Annotated in this window: 18 protein-coding genes; 15 read left to right on the forward strand and 3 right to left on the reverse strand. The window is 68.7% G+C overall.

Annotated features, from left to right (window positions below; translation table 11 throughout):
- Positions 1–11: 11 nt before the first annotated feature.
- From ACXI0D_RS12550 to ACXI0D_RS12560, 3 genes are read right to left on the reverse strand one after another with little or no spacing between them, the layout of a single operon-like run.
- Positions 12–572 (reverse strand): hypothetical protein, encoded by a 561-nt coding sequence (locus tag ACXI0D_RS12550; RefSeq protein ID WP_135966333.1) that lies wholly within the window; start codon positions 570–572, stop codon positions 12–14.
- A gap of 30 nt (positions 573–602) precedes the next feature.
- Complete coding sequence (locus ACXI0D_RS12555; protein ID WP_119006932.1) at positions 603–1,022, reverse strand: NUDIX hydrolase; 420 nt, start codon at positions 1,020–1,022, stop codon at positions 603–605.
- A complete protein-coding gene (locus ACXI0D_RS12560) occupies positions 1,019–3,388 on the reverse strand; it encodes a S9 family peptidase (protein ID WP_479642617.1) in 2,370 nt (789 codons plus the stop codon). Before ACXI0D_RS12560 ends, ACXI0D_RS12555 begins: the two co-directional genes overlap by 4 nt.
- Before the next feature lie 167 nt (positions 3,389–3,555).
- Between ACXI0D_RS12560 and ACXI0D_RS12565 the strand changes: the two genes are divergently transcribed.
- The 15 genes from ACXI0D_RS12565 (at position 3,556) to ACXI0D_RS12635 (ending at position 15,584) form a co-directional block, all read left to right on the forward strand.
- Positions 3,556–3,885 (forward strand): hypothetical protein, encoded by a 330-nt coding sequence (locus ACXI0D_RS12565; protein ID WP_053451142.1) that lies wholly within the window; start codon positions 3,556–3,558, stop codon positions 3,883–3,885.
- A 37-nt stretch (positions 3,886–3,922) separates the two neighbouring features.
- Positions 3,923–4,576, forward strand: a complete 654-nt coding sequence (locus ACXI0D_RS12570) for an RNA polymerase sigma factor (RefSeq protein WP_049446986.1) — start codon at positions 3,923–3,925, stop codon at positions 4,574–4,576.
- Positions 4,573–4,788: a hypothetical protein gene (locus ACXI0D_RS12575; RefSeq protein ID WP_479642618.1), complete on the forward strand. Its 216-nt coding sequence runs from the start codon at positions 4,573–4,575 to the stop codon at positions 4,786–4,788. The genes ACXI0D_RS12570 and ACXI0D_RS12575 overlap by 4 nt, the downstream gene beginning before the upstream one ends.
- A 199-nt stretch (positions 4,789–4,987) precedes the next feature.
- The gene (locus tag ACXI0D_RS12580; protein WP_479642619.1) at positions 4,988–6,385 is read left to right on the forward strand and encodes a cytochrome ubiquinol oxidase subunit I; all 1,398 of its coding nucleotides are present in this window, start codon (positions 4,988–4,990) and stop codon (positions 6,383–6,385) included.
- 1 nt (position 6,386) lies between these two features.
- Positions 6,387–7,400 carry a cytochrome d ubiquinol oxidase subunit II gene (gene cydB, locus ACXI0D_RS12585; protein WP_479642620.1) on the forward strand — a complete coding sequence of 338 codons (1,014 nt, stop codon included), beginning with the start codon at positions 6,387–6,389 and terminating at the stop codon, positions 7,398–7,400.
- Positions 7,401–7,618: 218 nt separating this feature from the next.
- Entirely contained in the window at positions 7,619–8,362 is a 744-nt protein-coding gene (locus tag ACXI0D_RS12590; protein WP_479642621.1) for a beta-ketoacyl synthase chain length factor, read from the forward strand.
- Entirely contained in the window at positions 8,355–9,152 is a 798-nt protein-coding gene (locus ACXI0D_RS12595; RefSeq protein ID WP_432593388.1) for a lysophospholipid acyltransferase family protein, read from the forward strand. The genes ACXI0D_RS12590 and ACXI0D_RS12595 overlap by 8 nt, the downstream gene beginning before the upstream one ends.
- Positions 9,139–9,396: a phosphopantetheine-binding protein gene (locus ACXI0D_RS12600; RefSeq protein WP_005411610.1), complete on the forward strand. Its 258-nt coding sequence runs from the start codon at positions 9,139–9,141 to the stop codon at positions 9,394–9,396. The genes ACXI0D_RS12595 and ACXI0D_RS12600 overlap by 14 nt, the downstream gene beginning before the upstream one ends.
- A 17-nt stretch (positions 9,397–9,413) precedes the next feature.
- Positions 9,414–9,671 (forward strand): acyl carrier protein, encoded by a 258-nt coding sequence (locus ACXI0D_RS12605; protein WP_005411609.1) that lies wholly within the window; start codon positions 9,414–9,416, stop codon positions 9,669–9,671.
- Between the two features lie 22 nt (positions 9,672–9,693).
- The gene (locus ACXI0D_RS12610) at positions 9,694–10,245 is read left to right on the forward strand and encodes a COG4648 family protein (protein WP_032954654.1); all 552 of its coding nucleotides are present in this window, start codon (positions 9,694–9,696) and stop codon (positions 10,243–10,245) included.
- Complete coding sequence (locus ACXI0D_RS12615) at positions 10,238–11,923, forward strand: ApeI family dehydratase (protein ID WP_479642622.1); 1,686 nt, start codon at positions 10,238–10,240, stop codon at positions 11,921–11,923. The genes ACXI0D_RS12610 and ACXI0D_RS12615 overlap by 8 nt, the downstream gene beginning before the upstream one ends.
- Positions 11,913–12,683, forward strand: coding sequence for a glycosyltransferase family 2 protein (locus ACXI0D_RS12620; RefSeq protein WP_197587215.1), 771 nt, complete (start codon positions 11,913–11,915; stop codon positions 12,681–12,683). The genes ACXI0D_RS12615 and ACXI0D_RS12620 overlap by 11 nt, the downstream gene beginning before the upstream one ends.
- 1 nt (position 12,684) lies before the next feature.
- Entirely contained in the window at positions 12,685–13,626 is a 942-nt protein-coding gene (locus ACXI0D_RS12625; RefSeq protein WP_479642623.1) for an LpxL/LpxP family acyltransferase, read from the forward strand.
- A complete protein-coding gene (locus ACXI0D_RS12630; RefSeq protein WP_479642624.1) occupies positions 13,616–15,166 on the forward strand; it encodes an HAL/PAL/TAL family ammonia-lyase in 1,551 nt (516 codons plus the stop codon). Before ACXI0D_RS12625 ends, ACXI0D_RS12630 begins: the two co-directional genes overlap by 11 nt.
- Positions 15,153–15,584, forward strand: coding sequence for an acyl-CoA thioesterase (locus ACXI0D_RS12635; RefSeq protein WP_014038931.1), 432 nt, complete (start codon positions 15,153–15,155; stop codon positions 15,582–15,584). Before ACXI0D_RS12630 ends, ACXI0D_RS12635 begins: the two co-directional genes overlap by 14 nt.
- Position 15,585: the final 1 nt, after the last annotated feature.

A 15,585-nucleotide genomic window follows, 5' to 3' on the forward strand; every position in this document is an offset into this window, starting at 1 on the left:
GGAGGGCAGGCTCAGTGGAAGCGGGAGCGGATGTCCGGCCGCAGCAGGCGCCAGGCCAGCCAGCCCTGCAGGCCGAGGAACAGGATGGAGGTGCCGACCACGATGAAGGTGACCATCCAGCGCCGTGGCTGCAGCTCCTGCTGCAGGGCCGGGTCGTCGGCCAGCAGCGCGATGAGATCGCGCATGCAGGCATCCAGCCACCAGGCGATCGCGAAGTTGGCCAGGGCGCCCAGCAACAACAGCGCCACGAAGCTCCACAGGCCCCAGCGGCGTTCGCGCAGCAAGCCCCAGCTGGCTGCGGTCGAGACCAGGCAGACCAGCGCGGTGATCATCGAGGCGCCCACCGGGTGGGCCAGCAGCCAGGTGACGCTGTGCATCCGGTGGGCCTGCGCCATTCCGGCCAGTGACTGCCACAGCGCGGTGCCGTGCAGTGGCCACACCAGCAGTGCTTGCAGTACGAAGTAGAGCGTCAGCAGCAGGCACAGCCAGAACGAAGCCTGCGCCATCGGCCGCACCCAGGCGTGAGCGGCGGGTGCGGCGGGCGTGGGAAGTGGCGGGAGCGGCACTGACATCCGATGTCCTTGCAGTCGGCGCCCGCCTGCTCAGCGGGCCGTCACCCGGGTGGCGACCGCCGGCAGGATATGGTGTTCGCTCAAGGGTGCCAAGGGCAGGCCATGTGGTGGTTGCAGTGGAGCCCAGGCCAGTTCGGCGATCTCGGCGCGTGCCTGCGGCGTGCCGTCCACCTGCACCCACCAGGCCTGCGCCTGCACGCGGTGGCCGGGCTCGTTCACCGCCCAGTCCTCGAATGTACCCAGCGCGATGGCCGAAGCGATGCGCAGCTGCACGCCCAGTTCCTCGTCCAGCTCGCGCGCCAGCGCCTGCAGCGGTGCTTCGCCGGGTTCGGGCTTGCCACCGGGCTGGATGAAGCGGTGGGCACCGTGCTTGCGCACCAGCAGTGCCCGGCCGCGGTCATCCAGGATGACCGCGGCCACGATCCGTATCGTGGCCGCGGCGTTGCTCACTTCAGGTTCTGCTCGAACAGCTTGAGGATGCGCTTGTACTGGTCCAGCCAGGAATCGGCACGCACGTAGCCGTGGCGTTCCAGCGGGTACGGTGCGATCGACCAGTTGTCCTTGTGCAGTTCGATCAGGCGCTGGGTCAGGTGCACCGAGTCCTGGAAGAACACGTTGTCATCCATCATGCCGTGGGCGATCAGCAGGTTGTCCTGCAGGTTCTGCGCGTACTCGATCGGCGAGGACACGCGGTACGCCTCCGGATCGATGTCCGGGGTGTTGAGGATGTTGCTGGTGTAGCCGTGGTTGTAGTTGTGCCAGTCGACCACCGGGCGCAGCGCGGCGCCGGCCTTGAACGTGCCCGGTGCACGGAACAGCGCCATGAAGGTCATGAAGCCGCCATAGGAGCCGCCGTAGATGCCGGCGTGGTCACGGTCGCCCTGCTGGGTGTCGACCAGCCAGTCCAGGCCATCCTTGTAGTCTTCCAGTTCCGGGTGGCCCATGTTGCGGTAGATGGCCGTGCGCCAGTCGCGGCCGTAGCCCTCGCTGCCGCGGTAGTCCATGTCCAGCACGATGTAGCCCTTCTCCACCAGCAGGTTGTGGAACATCTGCTCGCGGAAGTAGGCCGGGTAACGCTGGTGCACGTTCTGCAGGTAGCCAGCGCCGTGCACGAACATCACGATCGGGTACTTCCTGCCCGGTTCCTTGTGCTCGGGCTCGTAGTACTTGGCCCAGACCACGCCGGCACCATGCTTGGACGGCACCGCCACCAGCTTCGGCTGGATCCATTCACGCGCCTTGTAATCGGCGGTGCGGGTATCGGTCAGCACGCGTGCCTGGCCACCGGTGCTGGGCAGCACCGCCAGCTGCGGCGGCAGGTAGGCACCGGAGTAGCGCACCAGCAGCTGCTGGCCATCCGGCGACAGCGAGAAGTCTTCCACGCCGTTGAGGCTGGTCAGCTCGCGCACCTGGCGGTTGCCGGTGTCGACCGCGCAGACTTCGTAGTCATGCGGCGCCTGCTGGTTGCACAGGAAATAGAAGCCCTTGCCATCGGCCGACGGCACCGGCGCCGAGGTTTCCCACTTGCCGCTGGTCAGCGCCTGTGGCTTGGCGGTGCCGGCCTGGGTGTACAGGTGCGAGAAACCCGATTCCTCGGACAGCAGCCACAGCGTGCGGCCATCGGCCATCCAGCCGAAATCGTTGAAGCCCCAGTTGATCCAGGCGTTGTCGGTCAGGCGGTGGCGGTTCTGCACGCGGCCGTCGGCGGCGTTGACGCTGATGATCCAGCGGTCCTTGTTGTCGTTGGCACGCAGCATCACCGCGGCCTGCTGGCCGTCGGCGCTCCAGCGGATGCCGCCGCCCATGAAGTCGCTCATCACCTGCACGCTGCGCTCGCCCTTCAGCGCATCCTTGCCGGCCTTGCGGCGCAGCTCGGCCAGCGGGTCGGTGCTGATGCCCGGCAAGCCGGACAGCGAGATCTTCTCGGCCTTGCCGGTGCGCACGTCCACGTACCACAGGGTGTGCGGTTCGAAGCCGTTGCGGCCGACGCGGGTGCGGGTGTCCTCGGTCTCCTCGTAACCCGATTCGGTCACGTATAGCGGCATCTTGCTGGTGCGGCCGTCGTCGAAGTCCTTCGGCTTGGTCACCACGATCAGGTGGGTCAGGTCGGGCGACAGCACGCTGTCACCGATCTCGACGTCGGCGCCCAGGTACACCGGGCCCGGCGCTCGGGTCGGGTCGGCCTGGCGCCAGCGCTGGTCCTGGTCCTTCAGTGCCTCGCGCTGGTCGCGGTCGCGGCGCAGGGTTTCCAGCGTGCGCAGCTGCTGGTCGCGCAGCACGTCGGCCTTCGGCGGCGTGCGCGGATCCTTGTCGGCCTTCAGGCTGGCCACCTGCTGCACGCCGCTGGCGGCGGTCCAGTGGAACCAGTTCTGGTCGACGCGCCAGATCACGCCGTTGTCGGCGGCGAAGTTCACGTTGCCCGCGCGCTCGTTGCTGCGGGTCAGCTGGGTCAGCGCGCCGCTGCGCAGGTCGCGCACGAACACATCGCCATTGCGCACGAAGGCGCTGCGGCTGCGGCTGCGGTCGTAGACCGGCTCGGCCACGTCCAGGGTGCCGCGCTGGTCATCGGCCACCTGTGCGGCCACGCCACCGGCCACCGGCTGGCGGAAGGTATCGCGCACCGGGCTGCCGTTGCGCTTGAGCTGGTATTCCACCTGCTGGCTGTTCCACGACCACCAGGCCTTCTCGACCGGCGGACCGATCCAGTCCGGGTCGGCCATGGCCTGTTCGATGGTGATCGGCGTCGGCGCGGCATGCGCAGCCGGTGCGGCCAGCACGGCCGACAGCAGGAGGGACAGGGGCAGCACTCGGGACATGGGCGGACGGCACCAGAAGAGGAAACCGGGCAAGCGTAGCAGCCGCAAGGACCCGGGGCAGGGGCCACAGGTCATGGCAGCGGAATCGGCAAAATGCTGCAACCGGTTGCCGTGGTCGCGCATCCATTCTCCTGAACCCGCATCATCCACCGAACAGGAGCCCGACCATGCAGGAACTGATCCCGATCACCCTCTTCATCTGCATCGCCTACGCGATCCATGCCATTGCCGATGCGCGCGCGCGCAGCAAGCTGGTGGCCCCGCACGTGCCGGAGGAAGTGATCCGCTCGCTGGCCGTGCTGGAAGAGGAACGCCGCCGGCAGGGCGCGCTGCGCTGGGGCATCAGCCTGGTCTGCCTGGCCCTGGCCATGGCCCTGCTGGAAGTCATCGGTGCCCGTGACCTGACCTTCGGTGCCGCCGCCGCGCTGGTCGGCAGTGCTGGCCTAGGCCAGCTGCTGGCCTGGCACTTCACCCGCCCCGCCGCACGCAAGGGCTGAGCCGGCGCATGCCACGGGCACAGGGGGCGCCCCGCAGATGAGCCTGCTCGGCGAAGCATTGTCGGCACTGCGGGGCCGTCGCCGCCACGATGCATCAGCGGCGGCACCGCCCGCCGAGCCGCTGGACGCGGACCAGGCCCTGGTGCGGGCCATCATCGATGGTTCGCAGGCGGCGTTTTCGCGGCTGGTGGAGACCCACCAGCGCACCTGCGCGCATGTGATCGGACGCATGGTCGGCGACCGCGACCAGGTCGCCGACCTGCTGCAGGAGACTTTCCTGGCCGTGTTCCGCCAGCTGCACCGGTTCCGCTTCGAATCCTCGCTGCGCACCTGGGTTTCCCGGGTGGCCTACACCACCGCGCTGCAGCACCTGCGCCGGCGGCGGCTGGAGGCGCAATGGATGGTGGCGGTGGAGGTGCCGGAGGAGCTGGGGATCGGCGATGAAGGCCCCGGGCCCGCCGAGTTGAGCGAGGCGCTGCAGGCCGGGCGCCAGCTCGGCGCGGCGCTGGAGCGACTGAGCGCACCGCAGCGCCTGATCGTCGGCCTGCATTACCTGGAGGATTTCGATCTGGCCGAGATCGAACAGGTGACCGGGCTGGCACGCGGTACCATCAAGAGCCACCTGCACCGCGCGCGCCAGGTCCTGAAGCAGGAACTGACGCGGCATGCCACCGCCGGAGAGCTGCTGTGAACCCACCGACCGACCCTCGCGATGCGGAAAAGCGCGCGCTGGCACAGGCGCTGCGTGAACAGGCACGGCAGGAACAGACGCCGGATGTAAGCGAGGCGCTGCAGAAGCGCATTACCGCTGAGTCGCGCGACAGCGGCGTGGGCTATGTGGTGGTGCAGGTGCTGTTGTTTGGCGCCCTGCTGGCTGCCGCGGCCTGGTATTTCTGGAGCTGAGGCGCCCTCCGGGCGGTGGGCCTGGTAGATGCCGACCTGGGTCGGCGTCTGGGCGTGTGTGCCAACCAAGGTTGGCAGCTACCAGAACGGTTGACCCCTGCGACAAAGTGAAGCAGCGCGTCACCCGGTCGCATCCCACCTTAACGAAATCCTCCTAAAGTGGTCCGGTATCCCACCGGTCGCAGGCAGGAGGCGTCCCTTGGACGCGTTGTTGTTGTCCCGGATCCAGTTCGGATTCGTCATCAGTTTCCACGTGCTGTTCCCCGCCTTCACCATCGGCACGGCCAGCTGGCTGGCCTTCATCGAATGGCGCTGGCTGCGCACGAAGTTGCCCGTGTGGCGCGAGCTGTATTTCTTCTGGCAGAAGATCTTCGCGGTGTCGTTCGGCATGGGCGTGGTCAGCGGCATCGTCATGGCCTTCCAGTTCGGCACCAACTGGCCGCGGCTGAGCGAGGTGGCCGGCACGGTCATCGGCCCGCTGCTGACCTATGAAGTGCTGACCGCGTTCTTCCTCGAAGCCAGCTTCCTCGGCGTGATGATGTTCGGCTGGGGCCGGGTTTCGCCGCGCCTGCATTTCCTGTCCACCTGCATGGTGGCGCTGGGCACGCTGTTCTCCACGTTCTGGATCCTGTCGTCCAACAGCTGGCTGCATACGCCGGCCGGCTACGAGATGGTCAACGGCATCGTGCATCCGGTGGACTGGTGGCAGGTGGTGCTCAATCCCTCGTTCCCGTACCGCCTGGCGCACATGGCGCTGGGCTCGTTCATCACCACCTGTTTCGTGATTGGTGGCGTGGGCGCGTGGTACCTGCGCAAGGGCACGCACGTGGAAGCGGGGCGGCGCATGCTGATCGCGGCGGTGGCGTTCGCCGCGCTGACCGTGCCGGTGCAGATCTTCGTCGGCGACATGCATGGCCTGAACACGCTCAAGCATCAGCCGATGAAGATCGCGGCGATGGAAGCGCACTGGCATGAAACCAGGGAAGGCGAGGGCGTGCCGCTGGTGGTGTTCGCGCTGCCCAACGAGAAGGAAGAGCGCAACGATTTCGAAGTGGCCATCCCGAAGCTGGGCAGCGTGATCCTCACCCACTCGCTGGATGGCACCTTCGATCCGCTCACCTCGGTACCGGCCAGCGAACGGCCGCCGGTGACGCCGGTGTTCTTCGCCTTCCGCATCATGGTCGGGCTGGGCACGCTGATGCTGTTGCTGGCCTGGGTCTCGGCCTTCCAGCTGTGGCGCAGGAGGCTGCTGGATTCACCGTGGCTGCTGCGGGGCTGGAACTGGATGCTGCCGAGTGGCTTCATCGCGCTGCTGTCGGGGTGGTTCGTCACCGAGATGGGGCGCCAGCCGTGGGTGGTGTACGGCGTGCTGCGCACCGCCGATGCGGTCGGCCCGCAGAGCGCGTGGATGACCGCACTGTCGCTGGGCGTCTACGTGGTCGGCTACGCCTTCGTGTTCGGCTGGGGCATCTGGTACCTGGTGAAGATCCTGCGCCACGGGCCGCAGCCGTATGCCGAGGGGCCGTCGCTGGACCATGGCAGCCACACTCCGGCACGCCCGCTGTCGGCGGCCGACGAACCGCTGGAGGACCGCTGACATGGACCTGATGACCTGGCTGCCGGTGGCGTGGTTCGCGGTGATCGGCTTCGGCGTGCTGATGTACGTGGTGCTGGACGGCTTCGTGCTCGGCATCGGCATCCTTGCCCCGTTCGCCGAGGACGAGGAACAGCTGGACCTGATGATGAACACCGCCGCGCCGATCTGGGACGGCAACGAGACCTGGCTGGTGCTCGGTGGCGCCGGCCTGCTGGCGGGGTTCCCCAAGGCCTATGCGGTGCTGCTGTCGGCGCTGTACCTGCCGGTGCTGCTGCTGGTGGTGGCGCTGGTGTTCCGCGGCGTGGCGTTCGAGTTCCGCTTCAAGGCACATCGGTCGCGCCGGCTGTGGAGCGTGGCGTTCGGGCTCGGTTCGGTGCTGGCGACCTTCGCCCAAGGCGTGATCCTGGGCACGCTGGTGCAGGGCATCCCGCTGGTGGACGGTACCTACCAGGGCGGCGCGTTCGCCTGGTTCAGCCCGTTCGCGATGCTGACCGGTGCCGCGCTGGTGGCCGGCTATGCGCTGCTGGGCAGCACCTGGCTGATCCTGAAGACGGAAGGGCGCGTGCAGGCGCTGGCGCGGCAGATGACGCGGCCGCTGGTGGTGGCGGTGATCGCGGCGATGGGACTTGTGAGCAGCTGGCTGCCGTTCCTCGATTCGCGGTTGATGGACCGCTGGTTCAGCGACGGCAACTTCTGGTGGCTGTCGCCGGTGCCGCTGCTGACCCTGGCGGTGGCTGCCGCGCTGTGGCGCAGCGCGACCCATCCGCGCCGCGACCTGCCGCCGTTCCTGCTCAGCCTGGCCCTGTTCGTGCTCGGCTTCCTCGGCCTGGTGCTGGGCATGTGGCCCTACCTGCTGCCGCCGTCGATGACGCTGTGGCAGGCCGCCGCGCCGGCCTCCTCGCTGGGCTTCACCCTGGTCGGGCTGGTCGTTCTGCTGCCCGTCATCCTCGGCTACACGGCATGGTCGTACCGGGTGTTCCGCGGCAAGGTGCACGCCGACACCGGTTACCACTGATCGATTGAATGCAGGGGCCCGCCGGTGCCGGGTCCCGCGTTGGGGAATGTGAAACCTGCACACCCCGTGCAGGACGTGCTAGCGTGCGCTCCTTTCCGGCGGCCAGGGGGGCAGCCGGCGACGTCCTGGACGGACGCACGGCTGCAGGAATGGGGGGCCGCCGCGCGTCGCCGTAATGGCTCGTGCCTATCGTTCTCCCGTTGAAGCACCATCGCTAAATGATCGAATTCTCCATCGTCGACTGGGCTGCCTGGGCGCCCGGCCTGAGCGAGCGTAGCCAGTGGCTGGGCTGGGCCGATGCGCCGTATCCGCCACAGGGCGAAGACACGCCGGCGCTGGCCGAGATACCGGCGATGCAGCGCCGCCGCATCGAGCGGCTGGGCCGGATGGCGATCCAGGCTGCCTGCTGGTGCGAGGATGGGCAGGGCGCTGACAGCCAGGTGCCGCTGGTGTTCGCCAGCCGCCATGGCGACGTGGCCCGTTCGATGGATCTGCTGGGGGCGCTGGTCGGCGAGCAGCCCCTGTCGCCGACCGGATTCGGCCTGTCAGTGCACAACGCGATCGCGGCGCTGTACTCGATCGCCCGCGGCCACCGCGGCAACTACCTGGCGCTGGCCGCCGGCCAGGCCACGGTCGAGACCGCCTGCCTGGAGGCGGCCGGGTTGCTGGCCGATGGTGCCCGTGAAGTGCGGATGGTGGTCTATGAATCGCCGCTTCCTGAAATTTACGCGACGTTCGCCGACGAACCCGACCCGTTCTTTGCCTGGTGCTGGCGCTTGACCGCACCGACGCCGGGCCGGCCGACCCTCTCGCTGCAGTGGGAGGCGGCGCCGCATGCCGCGGCCACCGCACCGGGTACGCTGCCGCACGCGCTGGACCTGCACCGTTTCCTGCTGTCCGGCGCGCCAGCGCTGGAGCACGTGGCGCAGGGCCAGCGCTGGCGCTGGGGGCGCCGTGGCTGAGGCGCTGCGCCGCCTCGATCATGCCTGGCGGGTGTTTGGCACCGGCCTGAGCTTTGTCGCATTTGGCGTGGGCGGCCTGTTGCTGGGCGTGCTGGTGATGCCGGTGCTGCTGCTGATGCGCGACCCGGTGGTCCGCCGCCGCCGGGCCCGCCGCGTGGTCCAGGTCGCCTTTGCCAGCCACCTCCGCCTGATGCGTGCGCTGGGGGTGATGACCTACCAGATCGAAGGCGGGGAACGCCTGCAGCGCGACGGTTTGCTGGTTCTGGCCAATCACCCGACCCTGATCGACGTGGTCTGCCTGATCTCGCTGCTGCCCAACGCCGATTGCGTGGTGAAACGGGCCGTGGCCTGCAATCCGTTCATGCGCGGCCCGGTGCGGGCGGCTGGCTACATCGCCAATGATGACGGGGCCGGCCTGGTCGACGACTGCGTGGCGGCGGTGCATGCCGGCGGTACCCTGGTGATCTTCCCGGAAGGCACCCGCAGCGTGCCGGGCCAGCCGCCGCGGCTGCAGCGCGGGGCTGCCAACATCGCCGTCCGCGGCCGGCTGGACATCACCCCGGTGCGGATCACCTGCACCCCGCCCACGTTGACCAAGGGACAGAAGTGGTATCGTGTCCCCTCACGTCGCTTTCACGTTCGGCTGCAGATCGGCGAAGATATCCCGATCGCGCCCTTCCTGGCCGATGACGACTCGCCAAGGGGGGATGCCTTGGCAGCACGCCGCGTCACCGAGCACCTTTCTCGTTATTTCGACCTGTCTGGAGATCCGCCCCGTGCAAGCACTTGAGCACGAGATCAAGGAATTGATCATTTCCTCCCTTTCGCTGGAGGACATCACGCCGGAGGACATCGATCCGACCGCGCCGCTGTTCGTCGAGGGCCTCGGCCTGGATTCGATCGACGCGCTGGAGCTGGGCCTGGCGCTGCAGAAGAAGTACGGTGTCAGCCTCTCGGCCGATTCGGAAGAAACCCGTCGCCATTTCTCCAGCGTGCGCGCGCTCGGCGAGTTCGTCGCCGCCCGCCAGTCGTAACGGCGCCAGGAATTGCCATGACCAAGAATGAACTGTTCGAACGCATCGTCAGCATCCTGACCGACAGCTTCGAGATCGAAACCGCCCGGATCACCCCCGAGGCCCGCCTGTACGACGACCTGGACATCGACAGCATCGATGCGGTCGACCTGATCGTGCAGCTCAAGCCGCTGCTCGGCCGCAATCTGCAGCCGGAAGCGTTCAAGGCCGTGCGCACCGTGCAGGACATCGTCGATGTCGTGCATGGACTGCTGCCGGACCAGGCAGCCGCCTGACCGCAGCGCCGGCGGCGTCGCCATGGCTCGCGCACGTACCGTCGTGGTGGCAGCGATTTCGCTTGCCTACCCGCTGCTGGTGTACCTGGCGATGGGCCGTTTCGAGCCGCGCTGGCTGTCGCTGCTGCTGTTCACCCTGGCCCTGCTGCGTGCGCTGAGCACGCGACAGCCGCTGTGGTGGGCCGCCGCCGCTGGCACCGGCCTGCTGGCGGTGCTGGCCACCGTGCTCAACCAGGCCCTGCCGCTGAAGCTGTACCCGGCGCTGGTCAACGCGGTGATGCTGGCGGTGTTCGGCACCAGCCTGCGCTTCGGGCCGCCGCTGGTGGAGCGCCTGGCGCGGCTGCAGGAGCCGGACCTGCCCCCGTTCGCGGTGGCCTATACCCGCCGCGTCACCCAGGTGTGGTGCGGCTTTTTCGTTCTCAACGGCAGCCTGGCCCTGCTGACCGCGCTGTACGCGTCGGACCGGGTCTGGATGCTCTACAACGGATTGTTGGCGTACGTGATGATGGGCGTGTTGTTCGCAGGTGAGTGGCTGGTGCGGCGGCGGGTGAAGGCGGCGCACGCGCATGGCTGAGTGGATTGCCCTGGACAGGCTGCTGCTGGAGGCACGGCCACAGCGCGGCGTCGGCCTCTGCGACGGCGAGGTGATCGACCACGCCGGCTTCCGCCAGCGCGTACTGGGCTGGCGCGCCGCCTTTGCGGCGGCCGAAGGCCGCGACTGGGCCCTGTACTTCGATGATGCCGTGGCCTTCGCCGCGGCGCTGTTCGGTGCTTGGCATGCCGGCAAGCGGGTGTTCCTGGCCGCCGACAACCTGCCGGCCACGCTGCTGGCACTGCAGCCGCAGGTGAGCGGTTTCGCGGGTGATGTCTCTGCCGATTACCGCCCGCTGGCGGCGCAGGACGCCGCGATGGGCGATGAACTGCAGGCGCTGGACGAGCGCGCCTGCGAGCTGTGCGTGTTCACCTCCGGCAGCACCGGCGAGCCCAGTGCGATCGGCAAGCGCCTGGACCAGCTGGCGCGCGAGGTGGAGGCGCTGCAGGCCGCGTTCGGCGCGCAGATGGAAGGCGTGCAGGTCCATGGCACGGTGTCCCACCAGCACATCTACGGGCTGCTGTTCCGCGTGCTGTGGCCGCTGGCCGCCGGTCGCCTGATCCATCCGCGCCGGTTCTTCCACGAAGACCTAGTGGGTGCGCTGGCCGGTACCGACACAGTGCTGGTGGCGACGCCGGCCCACCTCAAGCGCCTGCCCGGGCAGCTCGACTGGGCCAGCCTGCATGGCCGCCTGCGCGCGGTCTTCTCCTCCGGTGGCCCGCTGCCGGAAGACGCGGCGCGGCAGGTACGGCAGTGGCTGGGCGTGGCCCCGACCGAGGTCTATGGCAGCAGCGAAACCGGCGGTATCGCCTGGCGCCGCTGGGACACCGACCTGCCGCCGTGGCAGCCGTTGCCGGGCGTGCAGTGGCGGATCGACGATGGCTGCCTGGCGGTGGCCTCGGCGCATCTGGAAACCCTCGACTGGTGGCGTACCCAGGACCGCGTTGAAGCCCTGGCCGATGGCCGCTTCCGCCTGCTGGGCCGCGCCGACCGCATCGTCAAGATCGAAGAACGCCGTGTGTCGCTGGATGCGCTGGAACGCGCGCTGCGCGAAGACGCCGAAGTGGAGGACGCGCGCGTGCTGGTGCTGCCCGGGCAGCGCGAGCAGCTGGCCGCCGTGGTGGTGCCGGCCGATCCGGCGCTGCTGGATGTGGGCGACGCCGCGCGTCGTGCGCTGGGCCAACGCCTCGGCGCCCGCCTGGCGCATGCGCATGACGCAGTGACCCGGCCGCGTCGTTGGCGCCTCGTGCAGGCGCTGCCGATCAACGCGCAGGGCAAGGTGACCCAGGCCGCCCTGGCAGCGCTGTTCCAACCGCTGATGCCGGTGCCGGCATGGGATCACCGAGATGCCGCCAGCGCCACGCTGCGCATGACCCTGGACCCGGCGCTGCGGCCGTTCCAGCGCCACTTCCCGCAGGCGGCGATCCTGCCCGGCGTGGCGCAGCTGGACTGGGCGGTGCGTTTCGGCCGCCAGGCGTTTGCGATGCCGGCGGCGTTCCTGCGCATGGACGCGGTGAAGTTCCAGCATGTGGCCCGCCCGGGCGATGAGCTGACCCTGCAGCTGGACTGGGATGCCACGCGCAACGTGCTGGCCTTCCGCTACACCTCCAGCCATGGTGTGCATGCCAGCGGCAAGGTGGTTTTCGCTGATGCGGACTGACCCGGCCGTTGCCGGTGCCGCGTTCGCGCCACTGGTGGTGATTCCCGTCTACGACCACGAGCACGCCATCGCGGCGGTGGTCGACGGCGTGCAGGCCGCCGGCCTGCCGTGCCTGCTGGTCGACGATGGTTCGCGGGCCTCCTGCGCGGCGGTGCTGCGTTCGCTGGCACAGCGCCAGGGGGTTGACCTGCTGCGCCTGGACGTCAACCAGGGCAAGGGCGGGGCGATGCTGGCCGGTTTCGCCGAGGCAGCCGCGCGTGGTTACAGCCACGTGCTGCAGATCGATGCCGACGGCCAGCACGACACCCGCGATCTGCCACGCTTCATCGAGGCCGCGCGCGTGCATCCGGATGCGGTGATCTGCGGTATCCCTGCCTACGACGCCAGCGTGCCGAAGGCGCGTCTGTACGGCCGCTACGCCACCCATATCTGGGTCTGGATCAACACGCTGTCGCTGCACCTGCGCGACACCATGTGCGGCTTCCGCGTGTATCCGCTGCCGCCGGTACTGCGCCTGATCGGCGAGGAAACCATCGGCCGGCGCATGGATTTCGATACCGAAGTGATGGTGCGCCTGTACTGGCGGCACCTGCCGGTCGAGCACCTGGCCACGCGCGTGACCTATCCATCCGATGGCGTGTCGCACTTCGATGTGTGGCGCGACAACGTGCGCATCAGCCGCATGCATACCCGCCTGTTCTTCGGCATGCTCTGGCGCGCACCGCGCCTGTTGTGGCGCCGCCTGCGGGGGCAGCGCTGAGATGGCGGCCGCGCAGGGTGCCCCGCACTGGGCCGACATCGGCGAATCGACGTCGGTGGCCGGCGTGCTGTTCCTGTGCTGGGTGCACCGCTGGTTCGGGCGCTGGCCGTTCCGCCTGTGCGTGTGGCCGGTGGTGGCCTGCCATTGGCTGGGCAACCGCGTCGGCCGCCAGGCCTCGATGCAGTACCTGCAGCGGCTGCAGGCATACAGCGGCGTGCTCGGCCGCGCGCCGACCCGGCGCGACAGCCTGCGCCACTTCTTCGCCTTCGCCGATACGATGCTGGACAAGATCCTCGGCCTGGGCGGGCGCTATCCGGCCGAACGCATCCACCTGCATCGCGACCTGGTGCTGGAGAAGATCGCGCGCCGTGAAGGCGGGCTGATCCTCACTGCGCACATCGGCTGCCTGGAGCTGTGCCAGGTACTGGCCGAACAGGTGCCGGGCTTCCGCATCACCGTGCTGGTGCATACCGCGCACGCGCAGCGCTTCAATCGCCTGCTGCAGCGGCTGGACCCGCTGGCGGCGGTGGAGCTGGTGCAGGTGACCGAAATGGGGCCGGCCACCGCGGTGATGCTGGCCGAGCGCGTAGCGGCGGGTGGCTTCGTCGCCATTGTCGGCGACCGCACGCCGGTGCAGGGCGGCCGCAGCGTCACCACCGAATTCCTTGGCCACCGGGCCCCGTTCCCGATCGGCGCCTATGTGCTCGCCGCCGCGCTCGGCTGCCCGGTCTACACCATGGCCTGCCTGCACCAGGGCGAGGGCTATCGCGTGGCATTCGAACAGTTCGCCGAACGCATCGTGCTGCCGCGTGGCTCGCGCGACGCCGCACTGGCCGAACAGGCACAGCGCTTCGCGCGCTGGCTGGAACTCCAGGTCATCCAGTCCCCGTTGGACTGGTTCAATTTCTTCCCCTTCTGGGATCAGGCTCCGCATGACGACTGACGCCGTACCCGTGTGCCGCTTTGGCGATGCACCGTTGACCATCGAAGACGTGGTTGCCCTGGCCCAGCGCCAGTGCGAGGCCGCATTGAGCGACGCGCCGGCGTTCCGCGCGCACATCCAGCGCGGTGCCGACTTCCTCGACCGCCTGCTGCGCGAGGACGGCGTGATCTACGGCGTGACCACCGGCTACGGCGACTCGTGCACGGTGAACATCCCGCCGGCGCTGGTGGCGGAACTGCCGCACCATCTGTACACCTACCACGGCTGCGGCCTGGGCCGTTACCTGGATCCGGTCGAGACCCGCGCGGTGCTGGCCGCGCGCCTGGCGTCGCTGGTGCGCGGCATGTCCGGTGTCAGTGTGCCGCTGCTGGAAGGCCTGGCCACGCTCCTGCAGCACGACGTGCTGCCGATGATTCCGGCCGAAGGCTCGGTGGGTGCCAGCGGTGACCTGACGCCACTTTCGTACGTGGCGGCGGTGCTGTGCGGCGAACGCGAGGTGCTGCACGACGGCCGCGTGCGGCCGGCTGCGGAGGTGCTGGCGAAGATCGGCATGACCCCGCTGAAGCTGCGGCCGAAGGAAGGCCTGGCGATCATGAACGGCACCGCGGTGATGACCGGCCTGGCCTGCCTGGTCTGGCAGCGCGCCGATTACCTGGCGCGCATGGCCACGCGGCTGACCGCGTTCAACGTGCTGGCAAGCGACGGTAATGCACACCACTTCGACGAAACCCTGTTCGCGGCCAAGCCGCATCCTGGCCAGGGCCGCATCGCCGCGCGCCTGCGCAGCGACCTGCACAGCGAGCGTCCGCCGCGCAATGAACAGCGCCTGCAGGACCGCTATTCGCTGCGCTGCGCGCCGCATGTGATCGGCGTGCTGGAGGACAGCCTGCCGTTCCTGCGCCAGCTGATCGAAACCGAACTGAACAGCGCCAACGACAACCCGCTGATCGATGCCGACGGCGAGCGCATCCTGCATGGCGGCCACTTCTACGGCGGCCACATCGCGCTGGCGATGGACACCCTGAAGAACACCGTTGCCAACGTTGCCGACCTGCTCGACCGGCAGCTGGCGCTGGTGGTCGATGCCCGCTACAACCATGGCCTGCCGGCCAACCTGTCGGCGGCCACCGGCCCGCGCGCGGCCATCAACCATGGCCTGAAGGCGCTGCAGATCAGTGTGTCTGCCTGGACGGCCGAAGCGCTGAAGCAGACCATGCCGGCCAGCGTGTTTTCGCGTTCCACCGAGTGCCACAACCAGGACAAGGTCAGCATGGGCACCATCGCCGCGCGCGACTGCCTGCGCGTGATCGAGCTGACTGAACAGGTGGTGGCCGCGATGCTGATCGCCGCCCGCCAGGGCCTGGCGCTGCGCGAACGGGTTGGCCTGAACGCGCAGCTGCATGGCAGTCTGGCCGACATGTACGCCGACCTGGGGCAGCGCATCGCCCTGGTTGAAGAAGACCGCGCGCTGGATCGCGAACTGCGGGAACTGCTGGTGGAGATCCGCGCGCAACGTTGGGAGCTGTATGCCGGTGAATGAGGCCATCGAACGGGTCGGCGAGATTGCGCTGACCCCCGCCTTCCATGACTGCGATCCGATGAACGTGGTCTGGCATGGCAACTACTTCAAGTACTTCGAGATCGCGCGCTGCGCGCTGCTCGGGCGCTACGACTACGACTACCCGCAGATGCTCGAATCGGGCTACCTGTGGCCGGTGGTCGATGCGCGGGTGAAGTACGTGCGCCCGCTGCTGTTCAACCAGGCGCTGCGCGTGATCGCGCGCATCGTGGAATGGGAGAACCGGCTGAAGATCGAGTACGAAATCGTCGATGCGCAGAGTGGCCAGGTGCTGACCCGCGCGATGACCATCCAGGTCGCGGTGGACGCGGCCAGCAAGGAAATGCTGTACCAGTGCCCGCCGGTACTGTGGGAACGCCTGGGAGTGCCTGCGCCGTGAA

The sequence above is a fragment of the Stenotrophomonas sp. C9D9 genome (genome assembly GCF_056491205.1).